We start from the raw sequence: 22,155 nt of genomic DNA, 5'->3' as shown, positions 1-22,155 counted from the left end.
CATGGGTGAGGTCGACCGCTATTTGCGCTTGCTGGCGCGGGCATTGGTGAGTCCGTGCCGGACCAGGGTCTGCGCGTTGGCGACCACCGCATCGACGGACCCGCGGCGGGAATCCCACCACTCCACGGTCCAGTTCAGCGCCCCAAGGACCAGCATCTGCGCGATGTACAAGTCCAGCTCGGGACGTAGCGTTCCCGAGCGTGCGAGATCGTTGACCAACATGCGCCAAACCTCGCCGTAGCGTTCCTCTTCCAATATCTGGCGCTGTCGAATCGCTTGTGGCACCTGGCCGGAATTGCGGATCGATGCCGTCGTGTAGTCCGAGATCTCCAGCGCGTGACGCAGGTGGGCCTCGACGGCGGCCAACATCCGATCCAGCGCGGACGCCTTGGCCGGCAGGGCATCGAGGATGCCGATGACGTGCTCGCGCATCTCGGCGATGCCCGCCCACATCACCTCTTCGATGAGATCTTCCCGACCGGGAAAGTAGTAGTAGATCGCCGGCGCCTGGATCTCGGCTTCGGCAGCGACGTCGGTCAGGCGCAGGCCGCCGTAGCCCTTGACGCTGAGAACGTGCGCCGCCGCGTCGAGGATCCGCCGTCGAGTGAGCGCAGACTTAGAGTCCGGTTCGCCGTCGCCAGTCGGCAGAACGGCTACACCGGTCGTACCCTTCGCCCGCGCCATATGGCGATGTTACCCAGCGGGGGGCCAGACGGCTGGCAGGCACTCCCACGGCTGTTCCTCATTGGTGAGTGCTCGTGAACGGCTGCGGATCCACCTCGCGCCAGCCGTCCATTCGCGGGGGGCTCGAAGACCCCCGGTTTGCGGGGTTCTGCCCGCAACGTCGAGTCGCCACAATCAGCGGCATGACCGAGAGTCGAACATCCGCGGCGGGGGAGTATGCACCTGTTCTTCCGTTTGACCCTCACTTATTTTAGCTGATGTTAAATTATTCGCCGACAGAGCCAGGCGAGTGCGCTCGATGGCTGGCGACATGGCTGGGTGAGCGCTGAACGGGTTTGACGCGGCAGAAGGGGGACTCTGGTGAACAAGGCGAACGGATGAGTCAGCGAATCGGTCTAGGGCAGCTCCGCAATAGCGCTGCGTACTACTTCGACCGGGTGGTGGCAGGCGAATCGTTCGACGTGGTCCGCCGCGGTCGGATGGTCGCGCAGATAGTTCCCGTTTCGGACCCGGCGTTCCGCGGCTCTGGTGATGTGGACGTTACCGGACCATGAGAGTCCCTGGCTATCAGAAGGTTTCGCAGCGGGCGACCTCGGCGGGTCCCCAGCATCGCCCGCCGAAACGGTGCGGTTCCATCGGTGGCATGCCCTTTCGGGCGCCGCGCCGCTGCCGGTCATCCGCACCGATGCCGAGAAGTGTTCGAGAAGCCTCACATCCGGCTCGCGTTGGTGCGCGAAGCGCCGATCGCTTGCGCCTCGACTGACGGTGGCGTCAGTCGACGGTTTGCCAGGGCTGCTACGACCGGCGGCCCCACCGCAGCCGGTCATGCTTGCGTTCTCGGCCAGTTTTTAGTTTACTTTCGATTCGAACAGTGAGCCGGATCACCAGACTGCGGTCGCAGTGAGGTCAAGACCTGAGAGGGACGCGAAGTGTCCAGAATCTGGACATCACTATCCGGAAACGGCGGGGCAAAGTGGCAGAAGTCCCGTGTCACCCGAGTGTCACCGTCTCGGCAGGCTTCAGATCGAGGCCATCGCCAAGGAAAAGGAACGTCCGATGACTAGCACCACAGATGGGGCCGGTAGGTGACGTCGATCGGATTGGCCGCGAAGCCGTTCCGGGGGCTCGGTGGCTTCTTCGCCATGGCGTTGGACACCTTCGTGTGCATGTTCCGGCGTCCGTTCGCGTGGCGTGAGTACTTGTTGCAGACCTGGTTCGTGGCGCGGGTGTCGTTGGTGCCGACGTTGATGTTGTCGGTCCCCTTCACCGTCTTGACCGTGTTCACCTTCAACATCCTGCTCGTGGAGTTCGGGGCGGCGGACTTCTCGGGGACCGGCGCCTCGCTGGGCACCGTCAACCAGACCGGTCCCATCGTGACGGTGCTGGTGGTTGCCGGCGCCGGGGCCACCTCGATGTGCGCCGATCTGGGCGCCCGCACGATTCGCGAAGAACTCGACGCCCTTCGGGTCATGGGGATCAACCCGATTCAGTCACTCGTGGTGCCGCGCGTGCTCGCGGCGACGACCGTCGCGCTGTTGCTGTCGTCGCTCGTGATCCTGGTGGGGTTGGCCGGAGGCTTCTTCTTCTCGGTGTACTTCCAGCACGTCACCCCGGGCGCCTTCGTCGCGGGAATGACGCTTATCACCGGGCTGACCGACGTCGTCGTCGCCTTGATCAAGGCGACGCTATTCGGGCTGACCGCCGGGTTGATCGCCTGCTACATGGGCACGTCGGTGGGCGGCGGTCCCGCCGGTGTCGGCAACGCAGTCAACGAGACGGTGGTGTTCTCCTTCGTCGCCTTGTTCGTGATCAACGTGATCGTCACCGCGGTGGGCTTCCAGGTGACGCCATGAGTGCGGCAACGCTTGTGGCGCTGCGGCTTCCACGTGTCACTCGAGCGGCTCGAGGTGTTGCCGACGGTGTCGATCGGATTGGCGGGCAGGCGGTGTTCTACGCCAAGACCGTGATGTCGATCGGTGATGCGGTAACCCGCTACACCGCGGAGCTGATCCGGCTGGTAGCCCAAATGAGCCTGGGCACGGGCGCGCTCGTGATGATCGGTGGCACCACCGCCATCGTGGGATTCCTGACACTGTCAACCGGCGCGCTGGTCGCGGTGCAGGGGTACAACCAGTTCTCCCAGGTGGGCGTGGAGGCGCTGATCGGTTTCGCCTCCGCGTTCTTCAACGTGCGCCTCATCGCGCCGCTCACCGCCGGAATCGCCATGGCCGCGACCATCGGCGCTGGTGCGACGGCGCAGATCGGTGCGATGCGAATCAGCGAGGAGATCGACGCGCTGGAAGTGATGGGTATCCGCTCGGTGGCCTATCTGGCGTCCACTCGGGTGGCCGCGGGCGTCGTGGTCGTCATCCCGGTCTACTGCGTGGCGGTGATGACGGCGTTCTTCGCCGCTCGCTTCGGCACCACCGTGTACTACGGACAGTCGACCGGTGTGTACGACCACTACTTCTACACGTTCCTGTCCACGACGGATCTGCTGTCGTCCTTCGTGCTAGCGCTCGTGATGGCGGTGGTGATCATGCTGGTGCACACCTACTACGGCTACACCGCATTCGGCGGACCGGCCGGCGTCGGCGAGGCCGTGGGACGCGCCGTACGCACCTCGATGATCACCGCGTCAGTCGTCGTACTGTTCGTCTCCCTGGCCATTTACGGTCAGACCGGCCACTTCAACTTGGCGGGTTGAGCATGGCGGCGACGGGGTGGGGCGAAACCCGCGCTACCCGGCTATGGTCGGCGCTGGCACTGTTCGCCGTGATCGTCGTGTTCGTCTACGCGACCATGGGCGCTTTCCGACAGACCTTCACCTCCTTCGTCCCGGTGACTCTGGTGTCCGACCGGAGCGGACTGGTCATGGACGTCGGCGCCAAGGTCAAGCTGCGGGGCGTGCAGGTAGGCGAGGTCGAGACGATCACCGGCGGTACGACGCCAGTCAGTCTGAGGCTCAACCTGTTTCCCGATCAGCTCAAGTTCATTCCGGCCAACGTGGCGGCACGCGTCCGGGCGACGACCATCTTCGGTGCGAAATACGTGGAGTTGATCTATCCGACCGACCCCAGCCCGAAGCGGCTCGCGGCCGGCGCGGTGCTGCAATCCGAGAACGTCAGCACCGAGGTCAACACGGTGTTCGAGAACCTGGTGGGCCTGCTGAACCAGGTCGACCCCGCGAAGCTCAACGCCATCCTCTCCGCCCTGGCGCAGGGCGTGCGGGGCCAGGGGGAGCGGATCGGCGAGGCCACCACAGGACTCAATCAAGTTCTGCTCGAGTTGAATCCGCGTTCCGAGACCATCCGCGCCGACTGGCGCTCGCTCAAGGGCTTCGCCGACACCTACAGCGCGGCGGCGCAGGACATCCTGACCACCCTGGACGCGGCCAGCACCACGAGCACCACCGTCACCCGGCAGGCGAAACAACTGGATTCCTTGCTGCTCAACGTCATCGGCTTCGCCAACAGCGGCGTAAACCTGCTCGCACCCAACCGGGACAACTTCATTCGGAGCATCAACGACCTGCAGTCGACCACGGCCTTGCTGGCGAAGTACAACCCGGAATACACCTGCCTGCTGGTGGGCGCGAAGACGCTGCTCGACACCGGTTACTACGGCATCACCGGCGGAGACAATAGCAAGTCGTTGATCGTCGACGCGGCACTGCTATTCGGCGACGATCAGTATCGCTACCCCGACAACCTCCCCATCGTCGGCGCCAAGGGAGGTCCGGGCGGGAAGCCCGGCTGCGGTTCGCTACCCGACGTGGCGAAGAACTTCCCGGTCCGCGATCTGGTCACCAACACCGGATGGGGCACCGGGGTCGACATCCGACCCAACCCCGGAATCGGGCGCCCGTTCTACACCGATCTGTTCCCGGTCACCCGAGGGATTCCTAAGCCCCCAACGCTGCGGGGCCAAGACCGAGGCGCTGCACCCGGCCCGATTCCGTACCCGGGCGCTCCGCCATACGGTGCACCGATGTACGCCCCGGACGGCACGCCGCTCTACCCAGGCGAACCGCCGGCGCCGGCGCCCATGTCGCCGCCCGATCCCGGTCCGCCGCCTCCTGGATCGGAGCCGTTCGTGGTGCCCCACCCGGCCGAAATGCAACCCAACCCGCCGGCGACACCGCTGCCGGTACCGGCGGCACCATCGCCGTGAACACGCCCCGTTTTCCCGTCAACTCAGGCCAAGGAGGGACGCCGTGAAGGACAACTTGTCCGGCGCCGTTGCGCGGCTCGTCGTCTTCGTCGTGGTGTGTCTCCTGGGAACCTTTGCCCTGCTGGCGATCTACGCGCAGTTCCGGTTCCAAGAGGGCAAGACCTACACGGCCGTCTTCAACAACGTCAGTGGGCTGACGGGAGGAAACTTCGTGCGCGTGGCCGGCGTCGAGGTCGGCAAGGTCACCCACATCTCGGTCAATGACGACAACACCGCCTCCGTCCAGTTCAGCGCCAACGACGCCGTCATCTTGACCGAGGGCAGTCGCGCGGCGATCCGCTACGACAATCTGATCGGCGGACGGTACCTCGAGTTGATGGAGGGCACCGGTGGAACGCGGAGGCTCAATCCCGGTGCGACCATCGGCTTGGACCACACCGCTCCCGCTCTCGACCTCGACGCACTGATCGGCGGCTTCCGGCCACTGTTCCGTGCGTTGGACCCCGATCAGGTCAATGCCCTTTCCGGAGAACTGATCTCGGCGTTCCAAGGCCAAGGTGCCTCGATTGGATCGTTCCTCACCCAGACTGCGGCGCTGACGAGCACGCTGGCCGATCGTGATCAGTTGATCGGACAGGTCGTGGTCAACCTGAACACCGTGCTCGGTTCACTGGCCGACCAAGGCGACCAATTCGCCAAGGCAGTCGACTCGCTGTCGTCGCTGATATCCGGGCTGGCCGCTCGCAAACGAGATCTCAGCAACGGGCTGGCCTACGCCAACGCGGTAGCAGGGTCAATCGCCGACCTGCTCGCCCAAGCGCGCCCGCCGCTGAAGGACACGGTGACCCAGACCGACCGGGTCGCCACCCAGGTGCTCAACGACAAGGACTTCTTCGACGACTTCCTCAACACCCTGCCCGACGCCTACAAGATTGTCGGCCGCCAGGCCCTGACCGGTGACTACTTCAGCTTCTACCTCTGTGACCTCGTGCTGAAGATGAACGGAAAGGGCGGACAGCCGGTGTACGTCAAACTGGCCGGCCAGGATTCGGGTAGGTGCACGCCGCGATGAAACCCTTCCAGAAGCGCCAACCGATGAAACCCTTCGCCGAACGCAACCCCGTCGTGCTCGGCGTCATCGGTGCGGTAGTGCTCGCCGCGCTGGTGATCGGCGCACTCCAGTTCAGGGACCTGATGTCCTTCACCCGGGGACACACCTACACGGCGTACTTCGCCGACGCGGGTGGCCTGAAGACCGGTGCGGCAGTGCAGGTGGCGGGTTTCAAGGTCGGCGAAGTCAAAGCCATCAGTCTCAAGGATTCGCACGCCCTGGTCACCTTCGACATCGACGACGACATCCGCGTCGGCGATCGTTCCGAGGCCGCCATCAAGACCAAGGCGCTGCTGGGCTCCAAGGTTTTGGAGGTGACACCGCGCGGCGACGGCTCACAGAGCGGCACCATCTCGCTGGAACGCACCACCTCGCCCTATCAGCTTCCCGACGCCATCGGCGATCTCTCGGCGACCATCAGCGGCCTGAACACCGACCAGCTGTCCAGCTCGCTGACCGTGCTGTCGCAGACCTTCGCCGACACCCCGCCCCAACTACGGTCAGCGTTGGACGGAGTCGCGCGGTTCTCCCAGACCCTCGACGAACGCGACGCACAACTGCGCTCGCTGCTCGGCAACGCCAACAAGGCCACCGGCATCCTGGCCCAACGCAGCGACGAGATCGTCAGCCTGGTCGCCAACACCAACGCGTTGTTGGTTCAGCTGGAAAGTCAAAGCAGCGCACTGGATCAGCTCTCCAACAACTTCTCGGCGCTCAGCCGGCAAATGAGCGGGCTGATCGCCGACAACCGGACCACGCTGAAACCCGCGCTGGACCGGCTCAACGGTGTGCTCACCATCGTCGACAACCGCAAGGTCATGGTGCAGGAAGCGCTCGCGGGCCTGCGCGACTATGCGACCTCGCTTGGCGAGTCGGTGGGCTCGGGCCCGTTCTTCAAGGCCTACCTCTCCAACCTGCTGCCCGGCCAGTTCGTGCAACCATTCGTCGACGCAGCGTTCTCCGACCTCGGTCTGGATCCCAACACCCTGCTGCCATCGCAGCGCGTCGACCCACAGGTCGGGCAGCCAGGCACTCCGCCTCTGCCCGTGCCGTACCCGCGGACCGGAGAGGCCGGCGACCCGCGGCTGACCCTGCCCGACGCGATCACCGGCAACCCAGGCGACCCTGGGTGCGGCCCACCAGGTTTGCCGCTGCCCGGTCCCACCGGCTGCTACCCCTACCGCGAGCCGCCGCCCGCGCCGCCACCGGGAGGACCGCCGCCCGGCCCGCCCGCCGTCGTGCCTCCCGCGCCGACACCGAGCGCGGTGTTCGAACCGGCGCCAGGTGAGCCGGCTCCGATGCCTTCGGAGGGAGGCCAATGAGAACACGCAACGGCCGAATCGGGTTGGCCGCCGTACTGGTCGTGGCATTGGTTGCCGGAATAGTCGTGGCACTAGGGGATTACGGCACCGCCGGCCGCACCCATCTGGTCGCCTACTTCGACAACAGCAACGGAATCTTCGTCGGTGACGAGGTGCGCATCGTCGGCGTGCCGGTCGGTGAGATCGACAAGATCGAACCGCAGCCGGAGCAGGTCAAGATCAGCTTCTGGCTCGACGACCAATACCAGGTGCCCGCCGACGCCAAGGCGGTGATCCTGTCACCGTCGCTGGTCACCTCACGTGCCATTCAGCTCACCCCCGCCTACACCACGGGACCGGTCATGGCCGACCACACCGTGATCGGTCGCGACCGCACCGCAGTGCCCGTGGAGTTCGACGACTTCCGTCAACAGCTGCAGAAACTCAACGAGGCCCTGCAGCCGACCCGGCCGGGTGGCGTCAGCCCGCTGGGCGCGCTAGTCAACACCACCGCCGACAACCTGCGCGGCCAAGGCCCCACCATTCGTGACACCATCATCAAACTCTCCCAAGCGATCTCAGCTCTCGGCGATCATAGCGACGACCTGTTCACCACGCTGAAGAACCTGTCCCTGCTGGTGTCGGCCCTGCAAGGCTCCAGCGATCTGCTCGCCGAGCTGAACCAGAACCTCGCCACCGTCACCAACCTGGTCGCCAACGACCCCAACGAGGTCGGCAACGCCGTGCACGACCTGGGTGCTCTGGCCGGTGAACTGTCCGGCTTCGTCAACGACAACCGCGAATCCCTGGGCATCACGGCGGACAAACTCAGCTCGGTATCGCAGGCACTGCACGACAGCATCCCCGTCATCAAGGACGCGCTGCACGTCGCGCCGAACACGCTGCAGAACTTCCTCAACATCTATCAACCCGCCCAAGGCACGCTGACGGGCGCGTTGTCGGTCAACAACTTCCAGAACCCGATCACGTTCCTGTGCGGGGCAATTCAGGCGGCTTCGAGGCTGGGTGGTGAACAGTCGGCCAAGTTGTGCGCGCAGTATCTCGCACCGATCGTGAAGAATCGTCAGTACAACTTCTTGCCGCTTGGGCTCAACCCGATCGTCGGGCCCAACGCGCGGCCGAACGAACTCACCTACAGCGAGGACTGGATGCGCCCGGACTACGTTCCGCCGCAACCGCCGAACCCCGCGACCCCTCCGGTGGCCGAGGCACAAACACCAACCGATGCGCCGCTGGCCGCGGAGGCACCTACGCAATCCGCGCCGACGGATCCGTCCGCCGGCTTGACCGGGTTGATGGTGCCGTCCGGAGGTGGCCAGTGAGGATTCAGCTACTAGGCAGGACAGTCGCTGGTATCGCCATCACGATGGCACTGGCGGGATCGTCAGGCTGCGACTGGCACGGATTGAACTCATTGCCGCTACCGGGGACCGCGGGTGGCGGTCCGGGCTCGTTCACCGTCCAGGCCGAGTTGCCCAATGTCACCAACTTGCAACCCAATTCGCGCGTCCGCGTGGGTGACGTCACCATTGGCAACGTGACGAAGGTCGACATGCAGGGGTGGCACGCGCTGCTGACCATGTCGCTCGACGGTGACGTCGACCTGCCGGCCAACGCGACGGTAAAACTTGGACAGACCAGCCTGTTCGGTTCCCTGCACGTCGAACTCGCACCCCCGACGGATGCCCCTCCGGAAGGCAAATTGCACGACGGATCACTGATTCCGCTGTCCAACGCGGGAGTCTTCCCGAGCACCGAACAGACGCTGGCGGCGATCTCCCTCGTCCTCAACGGTGGGGGAGTGGGCCAGATCCAGGACATCACCGAAGCCTTCAGTACGGCGTTCGCCGGCCGCGCCGACGACTTGCGCAGCCTCATCGGACAACTCGACACCTACGTCGGGTACCTCAACGATCAAAAGGGCGACATCATCGCCGCCGCCGAGAGTCTCAACAGCCTCGTCGGCCAAATCGCCGAGCAGAAACCCGTCGTCGACAAGGCGCTCAAGACCATCCCCGATGCGCTCGCGGTGCTCAACGACCAACGCGACACCATCGCCGACGCCGTGACCCAACTCGGTCAGTTCTCAGCGCTGGCCGCTGACTCGATCAACCAGACCAAGAGTGCACTGGTAACCGAACTCACCGACGTCGCGCCGGTGCTGAAGTCGTTGGCCGACGCCGGGCCGGCGTTGACCCGCGCGCTGAGCGTGCTGCCCACGTACCCGTTCCCGAAGGAGACGCTGACGAAATGGATCCGCGGTGACTACGCCAACCTCACCGCGGTCATCGACTTGACGTTGAGTCGGTTGGATTCGTCGTTCTTCACCGGCACCCGGTTCGAAGGGGATCTCACCGAGCTGGAATTGCAGTGGGGCCGCACCATCGGGCAGCTACCCAGTCCCTACACCGCGGTGAACCCGTTGGTCGTTCCCTACAAAGTCGATCAGGGGCCCTGACGTGTATCTGCCCAGGCGCGTCGTTGCACAGATGGCGGTCTTCACCGCCGGTACTCTGATCGCCGTCTCCGTGATGGCCTTCCACTACATGGGGCTGCCCAATTATCTATTCGGAGTTGGGCATTACCGGGTCACGCTGCACCTGCCTGCAGCCGGAGGTCTGTACTCCAGCGGCAACGTGACCTACCGGGGAACCGAAGTCGGCCGCATCGAAAGCGTCGCATTGACCGACACTGGCGTCGACGCGGTCCTGTCGCTGAAATCCGGTGTGGCCATTCCCGCCGACCTCGACGCCGAAGTGCACAGCCAAACCGCGGTCGGGGAACAGTTCGTCGCGTTGCGGCCCCGAAGCGGAAATGGCCCGGTACTCAAGGACGGCGATGTCATCTCCGTCGATCGAGCATCCATTCCGCCTGACATCAACTCGCTGCTCGACGCCACCAACCGGGGCCTGCAGGCGATTCCGCACGACAACCTCAAGACCGTCATCGACGAGGGGTATACCGCCGTCGGCGGACTCGGACCGGAGCTGGCCCGATTGGTCAAGGGCACAACCGCATTGGCCATCGACGCACGCAAGAACCTGGACTCGTTGATCACCCTGACCGATCAATCCCAACCGGTGCTGGACTCCCAAACCAATACCTCGGGCTCCATCGCCGCGTGGGCGGCCAACATCGCCACGGTCACCGGACAATTGCAGCACCAAGATCCCGCCGTGTCGAAGGTGTTGACCGACGGCCCCGGCGCCGCCGACGCCACCCGTGCCTTGCTCGATCGCCTCCAACCGTCGCTGCCGATCCTGTTGCACAATCTGGTGGGCCTCGATGACGTCGGCATCACCTACAACAACGACCTGGAGCAGATCCTCGTGCTCTTACCGCAGGGCATGTCGATCCTGCAGGGCGCCGGCCTCGCCAACAGAAACACCAAACAGGCGTACAAGGGCGGCTACCTGTCGTTCAACCTCAACTTGAACCTGCCGCCCGCATGCCTCACCGGATTCCTACCGCCGCAACAACAGCGGGTACCCACGGACGTCGACTACCCACCGCGACCAGCGGGCAACCTGTACTGCCGCGTTCCGCAGGACTCGCCGTTCAACGTCCGCGGTGCCCGCAACATCCCGTGTGAAACCAAACCGGGCAAGCGTGCCCCCACGGCGGCGATGTGCGAGAGCGACGAGAACTACGTGCCGCTCAACGACGGCTACAACTGGAAGGGCGACCCCAACGCCACACTGTCGGGGCAGGCCATCCCGCAGTTGCCGCCCGGCACGCCGCCTGTTGCGCCGCCTCCGATTGCGGTAGCCGAATACGACCCCGCCACGGGCGATTACGTCGGTCCCGATGGGCGGATGTATACGCAATCCAATCTGGCCCACGGAGCTCACGGGACGTGGCAGGACATGCTGCTGCCACCGCGGGGAGGCTAATCCAGCGACCGGGGAACGGATCCACTGCCTTGAGCCGCGAGTCAAGGAGCACGTCACCGCGTGGCCCGCAGGGTACCTTCACGCCGATAGCTGACCGAGAAATGCCGCGAGGGCGACCTCTGACCAATGCTCGACGATCTTGCTGCCATCGACGACGTCGATGGTCATCGCAGTCGTCGTGGCGGACCTTCCCGTTGGCGGGACACCCATGAACTCGGCTTTCTGGTTGACGGCCGTAAGGGTCCAGCGCGACGCGACTTTGGAGCCCTCGCTGACCTGGTCGTGCACCTCGACGACCACGCTGTCGAAGGATGCTACGAAGTCCCGCTCGAATGCCTTCCACGATTCACGGGTGAGTTCGACCCCGGCGGGCGGATGCAGGACGACCTCGTCAGCGATGTAACGCGACCACGTTTCTTCGATGGCGCCCGTGCTGTAACTGGCCCAGAAATCCTGGATGACCGTTTTGGCGTTCATCGGGTCGTCAGAACGTAGCGCCCGAGGACGGGGTTGGTGATGAACTCCGTGTACGCCTGCGCTGCTTGCTCTAGCGGGAAGGTTGCTCCTACCCGCAGCGGCAGCTCGCCTGCGGCGGCGAGGTCCGAGAGTGTGGTCAGCATCGCGGCGTCTGGGGCGATGAGGGTTGCGCGAACGCTGATCTGGCGTTCAACCGTTGGCAGCATGTCCCAGCGCGTCGTGACGAACTTTCCGCCGTCCTTGATCGCGGCGATCATGTCTGGGCCCTGGGGCGTCAGGTTGATCAGCGTATCCACACCATCGGCATAACGGGCCCTGATGGCTGCGGCGGGGCTGTCGCTGGCCGCGATGAATGCGTCGGCGCCGGCAGTGCCGAGCACGTAGTCCTCGTGCCCGCCGCGGTCGAGCCCGATGACATGCGCGCCCCGAAGCTTCGCCAGCTTCGTCACAATGGATCCGACGCCACCCGCAGCGCCGGCGACCACCACGGTCTGCCCGGGACGTACCGCAGCCAGTTCCACAGATTGTGCTGCAGTCAAGCCGTTCAGCGGGATCGTCGATGCCAGGACTGGGTCGACGCCTACGGGCGCGGGCGCCAACGCGTTGGTGGGGACGATGGCGTACTCACCGTGCGCTCGCGCACGGCCGACGGCTCCCTGAGTGATGGCGATGATCGGGTCGCCCACGGTCCAGAGATTGGGAGTCCCTCCGCCACCTCGGGCGTCGATCACTCCTGCGATGTCCCAGCCGATTCCGTAGTGGGAGCCGGCGGCAGGAGCCGGGAAGACGCCGCTCCACGCGCCGACGTCGGCGAGACTCATCGCCGAGGCGTGCACCTTGATGCGCACCTCGTCCAGGCCTGGTTCGGGGATGTCCAGGTCGACTACTTCTATGACTTCTGGTCCACCGACGGATCGATAGATGGCTGCGCGCATGGGTTTTCGTGCTCCTTTGTCGTTGGTGGAGTGGGTTCGAGACGTGCCCACGACTCGAAGCTAGGAGCCGCAGGAAGTGCATGCCAACGCCCGTCGTCCGAGAAATCGCGCCGATCGTCCAAACGGCGGGCCGGAATAGAACGGGCGTTAAAATAGTTGGTCGCACCATGGCGGAAGTGTTGGACGAGATGCTCGGGCGGATGACGATCGAGGAATCGTGGTACGCGAGCATTCGAGGTACCAGCCCGTGGGCGTTCTCCTCCGCCGCGACCCCGTCGCCCCGGTTGATCGTGGTGACCAGCGGTGAGTGTGTCTTCACGTCGGACGCCTTGCCCGAGCCCATGACGCTGGTCGCCGGTGACTGCGTCATCGTGCAGGCCGGCGTCGACGTGGTGCTTCAAGACGATCTCTCGACCGAGCCCGTCGACTGCAACGGATTGTCGTTCGACGACCGGCAACAAGCGTCGTTGAGCGGTGGTGGCGCAGTAACGGAGATGCACACCGGTCGATTCGGCTTGGACGTCGACGCCTCCGAGCTGTTGATGGGGTTGTTGCCGCCGGTCATGCGGATCGGGCTCGACGAGCAGGCCGGGTCTTCGATTCGAGCGACGCTCCAGATCCTGTCGCTCGAGTCCGCCAACTCATTGGGTGGCGGGGCAATGCGGGGGCGATTGGCCGACATTCTGTTCCTCCAGGTCCTTCGAGCGTGGTGCGAGTCGAGTTCCGAGATCCATGTGGGTTGGATTGCGGCGCTGCGGGTTCCGCAGCTGACGTCGGCGCTGACTGCCATGCATCAGGACCTCGCGCATCCGTGGACGGTTGCCGAACTCGCACGGTTGTCACTGATGTCGAGGTCGAGCTTCGCCGCCTTGTTCAAGTCAGTCACGGGTGACAGCCCATTGGCCTACCTCACTCGGTGGCGTGTGTACCGCGCAAAGACGCTGCTACGCGACTCCGGCATGTCGATTCTCGAAGTCGCCCTCGCGGTCGGATACGAGAGCGACACCGCGCTGAGTCGCGCCTTCCGCAGGACCGAGCAGGTTGCACCGGGAGTGTGGCGCCGACGGCAAGTCAACGGCTCGAGAGCCGCGTAGCTCTTCACATTCGCGCGCCCTCGTCCGAGAGCGCGGGGTCAGTCGGTCTTGCGCACCGGTTTGGGTGAGACGTGCATGGTGATGCGTGCGGTGACGAACACCTCGCCGGAAGCGTCGCACACGTCGACCGGGACGACGAGTTCTGCTGGTGCGTCGCCGAATTCGGGGAGTGGGTCCAGCCGTGCGGTCGAGGTTACCGCTGTGGTGGCCTTGGCCTTGTATTCCACGGTCATCCCGACCGGTATCCAGCGGTGGGTGGGCGGGATGGTGGCGTCGGTCATCATGCCGGCGGCCAGTTCGGCCATGTTGCAGGAGGCGATGGCGTGGAAGCTGCCCAGATGGTTGTGCACACTGCGCCGGTTGGGCGCCTCCACGCGGCATAACCCCGGCTGCAGTTGCACGATCCGTGGGTGGACGCTACGGAAGTACGGTGCCTTCCAGCACAGGGCCTGGCTGAAGAGCCGATCCCCGAAGGGTAAGCGCTGCAGCGTGTCCCATAGTCGCAGGTTGGCGCTGCGGGTCGGTTTATCGGTGATGGTCGGACCTGCGTTCTGGTCGAGTGCTTGGGTCGTCATCGGGGGATCGTCAATGCTTCGGTGACGGCGGCGTACATGGTGGTCTTGATCGCACCGAGGGTGCCGGGGTCCTTGCCGAGGATGGGTTCGAGCCGGGCCACCGCGGCGTCGACGACGCCCGACTCGGGGGCGGTGTCGTCGACCAGGGCCGCGGTGAGGGCCTCGGGGCCGGTGTAGCGGTGCCCGGTGGTCATCGCCTTGACGGCGGTCTGCGGGGGCAGTTTGGCTTGGATGAGTGCGGCCATCCCGGGGGTGAAGGGGATGTGGATGTCGACTTCGGGGAAGCAGAAGTAGCCGCGGTCATCGCGCATGATGCGGTAGTCGTGGGCGATCGCGAGCATCGAGCCCGCGCCGAACGCGTGCCCGTTGACCGCGGCCACCGTGGGCAGTGGGAAGGTCAGGACCCGATTGAGCAAGCTCTGCACGCGGTCGACGTACCAGCCGAGGCGGTCGCTGTTAGCCCCAAGCCAGTCCAGGTCCAACCCGTTGGAGTAGAACTTGCCCAGCCCAGTGGTGATCAGAGCGTGAGCGTTGCTGGTGACGTCGTCGAGTTGCGCGTCGAGGGTGTCCAACTGCTCTGGTGAGAAGCGGTTCTCGTCGTCGCCGAGGGTCAGTACGGCGATCTTGTCCCGGTACTCCAGTGTGGAGGGCATCGATCGGTCCTTTCGGGTCGTGTTTGATGGTGCGGGGGTTTAGTTGCCGGCCGGCGGGATGGACAGGACGGCCCGTACGGCTGCGGCCAGCCGTTCGCGTGCGGCAGGGTCGGCGGTGCGGTTGCCGCGCAGCAGCAGTGCAGTGGGAAGCCCAACGACGCAGTCGCGGATGACCGCGACGGCCGCTTTGTCCTTGCGGTCCCACAGGCTGCGCGAGAGCTGCACGAAGATTGAGGCAAGTGCCTTGTCGAGGTGGCGAAGGTCCTTGGCGACGTCCTCGGGCACCTCTCCCGAGCGCAGCAACTCTGCCCGCGAGACGGTAAGCAGGAATTGCGCCGAGGTCGGGCTCTGATCGTGAAAGACGGCTGGGCACAAGGCTGCTGCGACGACGGCCTCCACGGCCGTGGCTTCGTCGACGGCATGGTTGCCACTCTCCAGGGCGTAGTCGACGGCATCGCGTTGCAGCTGCAAGAAGCGTTCTGCGGCGCGGACCCATGCGCGGCCTAGCAGGCCAGCCCGTGACCCGAACGCGTGATAGAGCGCGCCATTGGACATCGACGTCGCATCCGAGAGAGCGCGAATCGTCACCGCGGCAGACCCGGCGCCGACCGCCAGTTCTTCGGCGGCGTCGAGCGCCCGATCGAGGTCGTGCACACGAGGGCGAGGCATGACCAGAGAATAGCAGAGCGATCGCTCTATAACAAACAGGGATGCGTATGGATTCCACGAAATAATCAGCTAGGCAACGGCGAATGAAAGTTGCCGGTTTCGGAGCGGTTGCTCCATATTTGTTCTGGAGCATTCGCTCTGATATGTTCGGCACGGCCGGGCGGCCACCCACGGCAGAGACATTTCGCGCTCTCGCGTTGAGGGCGCAGCCCTGAGTGACCTCGATACACGGCAGCACGCCAAACAGCAGCTCAAACCCGCGAGGAGACACGATCATGGTCGCAGCCGACACCGGTCCCGCTACAGACTCTGGGACATGGCACAAGAGTGCCTGCATCCTGTGCGAGAACAACTGCGGCGTGCAGATCCTCACCACCGACGACGACCGACGCTTCCTCAAGATCCGCGGCGACAAGGACCACGTCTCCACTCACGGATACACCTGCAACAAGGCGTTACGGCTCGACCACTACCAGAACGGCAGCCAACGGCTGACCAGTCCGCTGCGGTGCGAACCCGACGGCACGCTGACCCCGGTGGACTGGGACACCGCGATCACCGACATCGCCGCTCGCTTCGCCGCAATCCGCGACAACCATGGTGGGGACAAGATCTTCTTCTACGGCGGCGGCGGGCAGGGCAACCACCTCGGCGGCGCCCACAGCGGGCCGCTGCTGCGCGCGCTTGGGTCACGCTACCGCTCCAGTCCGCTGGCCCAGGAGAAGACGGGGGAAGCCTGGGTGGACGCGCACTTCACCGGCGGCCACACCCAGGGCGACTTCGAAGACGCCGAAGTGTCCGTGTTCATCGGCAAGAACCCCTTCCAAAGCCACGGCGTGGCCCGCGCCCGCACCGTGCTCAAGGACATCAGCAAGGATCCCGGGCGCAGCATGGTCGTCATCGACCCGATCCGCACCGAAACCGCCGACCTCGCTGACTACCACCTGCAGGTGCGACCCGGGACCGACGCATGGTGCCTCTCCGCGATCCTGGGGGTCCTGGTCCAAGAAGATCTAGTCGATCACGCATTCATCGCCGAACACACCAGCGGCTACGACGCCCTGCGCGCTCACCTGCACCGCGTCGACGTCACCGAACACGCCGCGGTGTGCAACGTCTCCGAAGACCTGATCCGGGAGGTCACGCGCCGGATCGCGGCCGCGTCGAGCGTCTCAACCTATGAGGACCTCGGGGTGCAGCAAGGCCCCAACAGCACCCTGATCTCCTACCTCAACAAGCTGATCTGGATTCTCACCGGAAATTTCGCCAAACCAGGTGCGATGCAGCCCCATTCGTGGATGTTCCCCTTGGGGCATTACTCGACCCGGATGCGCACCACCCCAGTCACCAAGGCGCGCATGCCTGCCGGGCTGGTGCCGTGCAACGTCATCGCCGAAGAGATCCTTACCGACCATCCCGACCGGTTCCGGGCGATGCTGATCGACTCATCGAATCCGGCACACTCCCTGGCCGACTCCAAGGCCTTCCGCAAAGCTCTGGCTAAGCTCGAGTTCGTCGTGGTCATCGACGTCACCCTGACCGAGACCGGGCGACTGGCCGATTACGTGCTGCCCGCGGCATCCCAGTACGAGAAGTACGAAGCCACCTTCTTCAACTTCCACTTCCCGCACAACACCTTCCACCTGCGCGCCCCGGTCCTGAAGCCGCTGCCCGGCACGCTTCCCGAACCCGAGATCTACGCACGTCTGGTCCGCGAACTCGGGGCCGTGAGCCGCGCCAAGGTGAAAGTCCTGCGTGCCGCGGCCAAACTCGGCCGCACACCGTTCCGATGGACCTTCTCCGCGATGGCCGCCATCAACGGCGCCGCCACGCTGGCGATGGCGCCCTACCTGCTCTACGAGACACTGGGCGCGACGCTGCCTGGCGACGCCCGCGCAGCCGCCGTGTTGTGGGCATTGGCCCAACGCACCGCCCGCAGCTACCCCGAGGCCATCAAACGCGCCGGACACGCCAACGGCGACGCGCTCTTCGACGCCATCCTCGACGGGAAGTCCGGGGTCGTGTTCACCGAAGACTCCTACGACGACGCCTGGGGCTATGTGACCCACGACGACAACAGGTTTCCGCTGATCATCCCCGAACTGATCGACATTCTCACCGCACTCGACCCCGCATCGGCGGTGCAGACCAGCGCAGAGTTCCCGTTCATCCTCGTCGCGGGGCAGCGGCGCCTCTTCACCGCCAACACCATCTTCCACGACGACGCCTGGCGCCTGAAGGACAAAAGCGGTGCACTACGGATCAGCCGGGCTGATGCCGAAACCATGGGTCTGACAGACGGATCGATGACCAGGGTGACTACCAATCGTGGCAGTTCACTAGCCGCGGTCGAGATCGACGACCGTATGCAAACCGGTCATGCTGCGCTTCCCAACGGGTTCGGACTCGACGTGGCCGGTGACGGTTCACCCATCAACGGCGTAGCGCTCAACCAGCTCACCGACGCCCGCCGCCGAGACCCCGTCGCCGCCACCCCCTGGCACAAGAACGTCCCAGCACGCATCGAACCGATCAATGTCTCCACGGGTGACGGCGAAGCCCACCCCTCGTCCTCGTACAACGGATCAGAGGTCCGAGCACGTATGCAAGCGGAGCGCCCCACTTGGACCGGTCTCTGACGAAGTTAAACGGTCGCGCGCAGTTGGGCGATCATCTGCCCGGCGTCCCAGAAGTCCCGATGACTCATCAGCTTGCCGTCGGCGTCGTGGCGGCAGGATGCGACGCCAGGGACCTCGAAGCGTTGGCCATTGGATGGAATGAGGGCACCGTCAGGCAAACGCAGGGCGCCTTCGAAGGATCCGCTCCACATCCACTCCAGGTAGAGCGTGCCGTCGCCGGCGGCCGGCGCAAAGAAGTCGATCTTGGAGTCCGGCGCAGACCTCGTTTACCTGCGCTGCAGGTCAATTCACGAACTGCTCGAGGGCTTTCCGGATCCCGGGAAGTGCCGTCGCCGCCTGGTGTTCGATGAGCGCGGCTTCGGCGACCATGCCGACCCACAACTGCGCGCTCTCGTAGGGGTGGGGGCGGGGGAGAGCGGCGAAGTCGGGACGGCACAGCTCGGCGTTGGCATGGTTCCGATGTCTGATTTCGTCGGTGACCGCCGGTTCCGCGCGCGCTTCCAGCAGCAGCGCGCGCACACCGCGGTCGCGCAGGCAACCATCGAGGCAAGCGTTCGCGCCGACGATTAGCCTGTTGCGGCCAGGCGGCATGTCGACGGTGGCGGCCTGCATCTGGGTGGCCAGACGTTCATGGAATTCCCGGTGCAGCGCAAGGAGATACGAGGCGCGGTCGCCGAAGTGGTGGAAGAACGTGCCCTTTGCCACGCCGGCCTGTTTGACGATGAGATCAACGCTCAACCCGGTGAGGCCGGTGCGTTCGGCGAGCTGCATGCCGGCGTCGATGATCGCTTCTCGCGTCTTGGCCTTGGCTTCCTTGCGCCGACCCGTGGTCGGGGTGGCGGGCGGCGTCGAGGTCATGGCGCGACTCTAGCGGCGGCGGTGCGTCCTGCTTCGGACGTCATCGGACTCCTTGAGGTGGGGGCGCCTCGATGCTATCGTCGACCGACTGGTCAGTCAATGAAGGGGTGTTCGATGGTCGCCATGGTGCAGACGCGGGTGGGGAAGGTTGCCTACAGCGATACCGGAGAGGGGCCCGTCGTGGTCCTGCTCCATGCGACGCTGCACGACCGCCACGACTTCGACGCGATAGCGCCGAGCCTTGCTCGCGACCACCGGGTGATCGCAGTCGACTGGCCCGGCCACGGTGACTCGCCGGCCCCGACGCCGGACTATCGGCCGACGGCGGCCTCCTTCGCCGACGTTCTCGTCGACGTGGTCGCCGGACTCGATCTGCCCCCCGCGGCATTCATCGGCAACTCCGTCGGCGGCTTCGCGGCGGCACGGTTGGCGATCACCGACCCCCACAGGGTTTCTCGGCTGGTGTTGGTCAACTCGGGTGGTTTCATCGCCAGCCCGGTCAGCAACCTCTACGCCCGCGCAATGGGCATGCCGTGGTTGATGAAACGAGTGCTGCCGCGGTTCATCCGTAGCTACATGAAGGCGATCAGCGACGCCGACCACCTCGTTCAGGATCGCGCGGTGGCCCGTGCGAAGACCCGCGACGGTGTCGTCCTCACCGCGGCCATGTGGCGCAGTTTCGCCTCGCCGGAACACAACCTTCGTCCCCGGGCCGATCGCATCACCGCGCCGTGCTTAATTGTCTGGGGCTCGAAGGACACCGCGATCCCCATGCGATTGGGACACGCCACCGCGTCCGCGATCCCAGGCTCACGGCTGGAAGTGCTGCCAACGGGCCACGTGCCGTTTGCCTCGGACCCCGACGGATTCCTCGCGATCGCGACGCCGTTCTTGGCCGCCGCCAGCGAAAGGTTGCAATGATTGCACGGCGGCTCGGCCTGCACCTCCCTTGACACCTGCAGTGCTGGAGGCACAGGATTGCCCGAACCATCGGTGGCGGACGCGTGCATCGCCCGGAGAAAGGGCCTGTTGCCATGAAGCGCTGGAAGTCAGCCACCGCCGGGACGGCCATCGCCTGCGCCTTGGGTGCAGTCGCGTCGACGTTGGCGCCACCCGCGTCCGCCGTTCCTGGCCCCGAAATCGAGTACACCTACAACGTGATGGTGCGTCGGCACTTCGACTTCCCGAACAACGACGCGATCGGCTACGGCTTCGGGATCTGCGACAAGGTCGGCGCAGGTGAGAACTATGCCCAGGTCATGGGCGACGTGAAGAACGACGTCTTCCCCAATGACGAGCAGGCGGCGAACTACGTCGTCTCCTATGCGGTCGGCATCCTCTGTCCCGCCCAGATCGCTCAACTGCGAAGCTCCGCTGGGGGATACCAGCCACCGGTGGGCTAACCCAGCTCGACCTTCGCTTTCGGCTCCTGAATTTGCCGGCACCGTTTATCGTGTGCTGAGTCGCAGTCTGCCGGGAGGTTGTGTGGACGGGTCGCCGGTGGGCCGCTGCCGCTTGACCGAGGTACCGGCTGGCGTCCGTGAAGTGCGGTTCGCACGTTGATGCTCGTCGACCAGTACCTGTGGTTCCTGCACCTCGATCGCCGGATGGGGCTCAACTTCGACCTGGGTCCGCTGCACGTGCACCTGTACACCCGGGCCGTGTTCTACATGTGGGTCACCGTGGCGATTCTGGTCATCGGCGGGATCGCGGTGCTCGTGTCGCGCAAGCGCGAGCTGATCAGCAAGTGGACCACCTGGCTGATGATCGCGCCGGTCGTCGGCGTCCCGATCTGGATAGGCCGCGGCCCGACCGCGGTGTTGGCCGCGGTCCTGGCCATCGTCGCGGTCATGGAGTACGCGCGGCTGGTCAAACTCACCAAAGTCGATACCGGTCTGCTGCTCGCGCTGGCCGTGCTCTATCCGCTCGCGGCCTGGCGGCACCCGTCGTTGTTGGCCCTCGCGCCGATCGTCGTGCTGGCCTGTGCGCTACCCGCGGTGTTCGGCGGCGACGTCGAACACGGTGGCAGGCGCACCACGTTCACCGCATTCGGTTCGGTGTGGATCTGCTGGGCCTTGGCGCACCTGGTGATGTTGTGGGAGAACGCCTATCTGGTGTGTTTCGCCGCCGCTGCGACCGACGTCGCCGCCTGGTGCGGTGGAAAGGGGTTGCGCCGCTTCGGGTTTGCGCGCCGCCCGCTGTCGCCGTTGAGCCCGAACAAGACCGTCGGCGGGTTGGTCGGCGCCTTCATCGGTGCGTTCCTCGTCCTCACGGTGCTCGGCACGATCTCCATCGGCCTGCTCGTCGCGGTCGCGTTCGGCGGTGTGTTCGGCGACCTGGTCGAGTCGATGGTGAAACGGCAAGCCCAAGTCAAGGACGCCGGCGACTGGTTGCCCGGGTTCGGCGGTCTGCTCGACCGAATCGACTCGCTGCTGCTCGTCCTTCCGCTGGCGTACCTCCTCGGATGACGGACCAAACGGCGCTCGAATCCGGTTCTGAGACAATCAATCTGCGGGTCTGGTCGGCGATCGCCCGACTGGTCGCCAGTCCGTGGGGCCTGGCGCTCGCGTTCGCATGGGGTTACGCAGAGGCGCTGAGCTGGTTCATCGTCGCCGAGATGGCGTTGATACTCTTCGCCGCCGCCTTCCCGCGCAGGGTGATGCCATGGACCGCAGCGGTGATCGCCGGCTCCGTGCTCGGCGTGCTCACCAACGCGTGGCTGGCATCCCGCGACGTTCTGTTGCCCGCGCCGCTGACGACTACGCGGATGGCGGCTACCGCCTTCGACCAACTGGCCGCCGGACCGAGCGCGATCATGCATCAAGCGCTGTCGGGGATCCCCGTCAAGGTGTACGCGCGCGCCGCCGGTGAACACGGCATCGACCTGTGGCACCTGGCCGGGTGGACGCTGCTGGAGCGTGGACTGCGGATCTCGATGGTCGGGCTGGTGGTCTGGGTGCTGTCAAAGCTGTTGCATCGCTGGCTACGACGGCTCTACGGCATCTACCTCATCGTCGCGGCCGTCGTCTTCACCATCGGGATCTCTGCGGTGATTGCCGCGTGGTCGTAGCA

General features: G+C 65.2%; 23 protein-coding genes. 15 read left to right on the top strand and 8 right to left on the bottom strand.

Annotated elements, in window-relative coordinates; translation table 11 throughout:
* Nucleotides 1–18: 18 nt before the first annotated feature.
* Entirely contained in the window at nt 19–684 is a 666-nt protein-coding gene (locus N536_RS0114845) for a TetR/AcrR family transcriptional regulator (protein WP_036436436.1), read from the bottom strand.
* A gap of 377 nt (nt 685–1,061) precedes the next feature.
* Between N536_RS0114845 and N536_RS42205 the strand changes: the two genes are divergently transcribed.
* From N536_RS42205 to N536_RS0114805, 9 genes are all read left to right on the top strand, one after another.
* Nucleotides 1,062–1,238, top strand: a complete 177-nt coding sequence (locus tag N536_RS42205; RefSeq protein WP_155948600.1) for a type II toxin-antitoxin system Phd/YefM family antitoxin — start codon at nt 1,062–1,064, stop codon at nt 1,236–1,238.
* Nucleotides 1,239–1,826: 588 nt separating this feature from the next.
* Nucleotides 1,827–2,537, top strand: coding sequence for an MlaE family ABC transporter permease (locus tag N536_RS0114840; protein ID WP_369798426.1), 711 nt, complete (start codon nt 1,827–1,829; stop codon nt 2,535–2,537).
* Nucleotides 2,534–3,391, top strand: a complete 858-nt coding sequence (locus N536_RS0114835; RefSeq protein WP_029114323.1) for an ABC transporter permease — start codon at nt 2,534–2,536, stop codon at nt 3,389–3,391. The genes N536_RS0114840 and N536_RS0114835 overlap by 4 nt, the downstream gene beginning before the upstream one ends.
* 2 nt (nt 3,392–3,393) lie before the next feature.
* Complete coding sequence (locus tag N536_RS38490) at nt 3,394–4,857, top strand: MCE family protein (protein WP_051574500.1); 1,464 nt, start codon at nt 3,394–3,396, stop codon at nt 4,855–4,857.
* 43 nt (nt 4,858–4,900) lie between these two features.
* Nucleotides 4,901–5,929, top strand: coding sequence for an MCE family protein (locus N536_RS0114825; RefSeq protein ID WP_029114322.1), 1,029 nt, complete (start codon nt 4,901–4,903; stop codon nt 5,927–5,929).
* 23 nt (nt 5,930–5,952) lie between these two features.
* Nucleotides 5,953–7,290, top strand: a complete 1,338-nt coding sequence (locus N536_RS0114820; RefSeq protein WP_029114321.1) for an MCE family protein — start codon at nt 5,953–5,955, stop codon at nt 7,288–7,290.
* Nucleotides 7,287–8,612 (top strand): MCE family protein, encoded by a 1,326-nt coding sequence (locus N536_RS0114815; RefSeq protein ID WP_036436434.1) that lies wholly within the window; start codon nt 7,287–7,289, stop codon nt 8,610–8,612. The genes N536_RS0114820 and N536_RS0114815 overlap by 4 nt, the downstream gene beginning before the upstream one ends.
* A 44-nt stretch (nt 8,613–8,656) precedes the next feature.
* Nucleotides 8,657–9,748 carry a virulence factor Mce family protein gene (locus N536_RS0114810; RefSeq protein WP_051574499.1) on the top strand — a complete coding sequence of 364 codons (1,092 nt, stop codon included), beginning with the start codon at nt 8,657–8,659 and terminating at the stop codon, nt 9,746–9,748.
* Between the two features lie 31 nt (nt 9,749–9,779).
* A complete protein-coding gene (locus tag N536_RS0114805) occupies nt 9,780–11,183 on the top strand; it encodes an MCE family protein (protein WP_369798423.1) in 1,404 nt (467 codons plus the stop codon).
* Nucleotides 11,184–11,261: 78 nt separating this feature from the next.
* On the opposite strand, the gene N536_RS40750 is transcribed toward N536_RS0114805, so the two are convergent.
* Complete coding sequence (locus N536_RS40750; protein WP_051574498.1) at nt 11,262–11,660, bottom strand: ester cyclase; 399 nt, start codon at nt 11,658–11,660, stop codon at nt 11,262–11,264.
* Nucleotides 11,657–12,595: an NADP-dependent oxidoreductase gene (locus N536_RS0114795; protein ID WP_029114317.1), complete on the bottom strand. Its 939-nt coding sequence runs from the start codon at nt 12,593–12,595 to the stop codon at nt 11,657–11,659. Before N536_RS0114795 ends, N536_RS40750 begins: the two co-directional genes overlap by 4 nt.
* Before the next feature lie 167 nt (nt 12,596–12,762).
* Here N536_RS0114795 and N536_RS38480 point away from each other — a divergent pair, with 167 nt between their 5' ends.
* A complete protein-coding gene (locus N536_RS38480) occupies nt 12,763–13,689 on the top strand; it encodes an AraC family transcriptional regulator (protein WP_051574497.1) in 927 nt (308 codons plus the stop codon).
* Between the two features lie 38 nt (nt 13,690–13,727).
* On the opposite strand, the gene N536_RS0114785 is transcribed toward N536_RS38480, so the two are convergent.
* Genes N536_RS0114785 through N536_RS0114775 form a run of 3 tightly spaced genes read right to left on the bottom strand, consistent with a single transcriptional unit; the run spans nt 13,728 to nt 15,586 of the window.
* Nucleotides 13,728–14,264, bottom strand: coding sequence for a hotdog fold domain-containing protein (locus N536_RS0114785; RefSeq protein WP_081809209.1), 537 nt, complete (start codon nt 14,262–14,264; stop codon nt 13,728–13,730).
* Nucleotides 14,261–14,917, bottom strand: a complete 657-nt coding sequence (locus N536_RS0114780) for an enoyl-CoA hydratase-related protein (RefSeq protein ID WP_029114315.1) — start codon at nt 14,915–14,917, stop codon at nt 14,261–14,263. Before N536_RS0114780 ends, N536_RS0114785 begins: the two co-directional genes overlap by 4 nt.
* Before the next feature lie 39 nt (nt 14,918–14,956).
* Nucleotides 14,957–15,586 (bottom strand): TetR/AcrR family transcriptional regulator, encoded by a 630-nt coding sequence (locus tag N536_RS0114775; protein ID WP_029114314.1) that lies wholly within the window; start codon nt 15,584–15,586, stop codon nt 14,957–14,959.
* A 275-nt stretch (nt 15,587–15,861) separates the two neighbouring features.
* Between N536_RS0114775 and N536_RS38475 the strand changes: the two genes are divergently transcribed.
* Nucleotides 15,862–18,225 (top strand): molybdopterin-dependent oxidoreductase, encoded by a 2,364-nt coding sequence (locus tag N536_RS38475; RefSeq protein WP_081809208.1) that lies wholly within the window; start codon nt 15,862–15,864, stop codon nt 18,223–18,225.
* Between the two features lie 5 nt (nt 18,226–18,230).
* Here N536_RS38475 and N536_RS38470 read toward each other — a convergent pair whose 3' ends face one another.
* Nucleotides 18,231–18,383 (bottom strand): hypothetical protein, encoded by a 153-nt coding sequence (locus N536_RS38470; RefSeq protein ID WP_155948599.1) that lies wholly within the window; start codon nt 18,381–18,383, stop codon nt 18,231–18,233.
* 124 nt (nt 18,384–18,507) lie between these two features.
* Nucleotides 18,508–19,083, bottom strand: coding sequence for a TetR/AcrR family transcriptional regulator (locus N536_RS0114760; RefSeq protein ID WP_029114313.1), 576 nt, complete (start codon nt 19,081–19,083; stop codon nt 18,508–18,510).
* 114 nt (nt 19,084–19,197) lie between these two features.
* On the opposite strand from N536_RS0114760, the gene N536_RS0114755 reads away from it, so the two are divergent.
* From N536_RS0114755 to N536_RS38465, 4 genes are all read left to right on the top strand, one after another.
* Nucleotides 19,198–20,004, top strand: a complete 807-nt coding sequence (locus tag N536_RS0114755; RefSeq protein ID WP_036436432.1) for an alpha/beta fold hydrolase — start codon at nt 19,198–19,200, stop codon at nt 20,002–20,004.
* A 113-nt stretch (nt 20,005–20,117) separates the two neighbouring features.
* Nucleotides 20,118–20,486 carry a DUF732 domain-containing protein gene (locus N536_RS0114750; RefSeq protein ID WP_029114311.1) on the top strand — a complete coding sequence of 123 codons (369 nt, stop codon included), beginning with the start codon at nt 20,118–20,120 and terminating at the stop codon, nt 20,484–20,486.
* Between the two features lie 159 nt (nt 20,487–20,645).
* Complete coding sequence (locus tag N536_RS0114745; RefSeq protein ID WP_036436430.1) at nt 20,646–21,551, top strand: phosphatidate cytidylyltransferase; 906 nt, start codon at nt 20,646–20,648, stop codon at nt 21,549–21,551.
* The gene (locus N536_RS38465; protein ID WP_051574495.1) at nt 21,548–22,153 is read left to right on the top strand and encodes a hypothetical protein; all 606 of its coding nucleotides are present in this window, start codon (nt 21,548–21,550) and stop codon (nt 22,151–22,153) included. The genes N536_RS0114745 and N536_RS38465 overlap by 4 nt, the downstream gene beginning before the upstream one ends.
* The last annotated feature ends 2 nt before the right edge of the window (nt 22,154–22,155 follow it).

It is taken from the genome of Mycobacterium sp. URHB0044, from assembly GCF_000620625.1.
GTDB lineage: Bacteria > Actinomycetota > Actinomycetes > Mycobacteriales > Mycobacteriaceae > Mycobacterium.
This window is presented reverse-complemented; position numbering and strand designations above follow the sequence as displayed.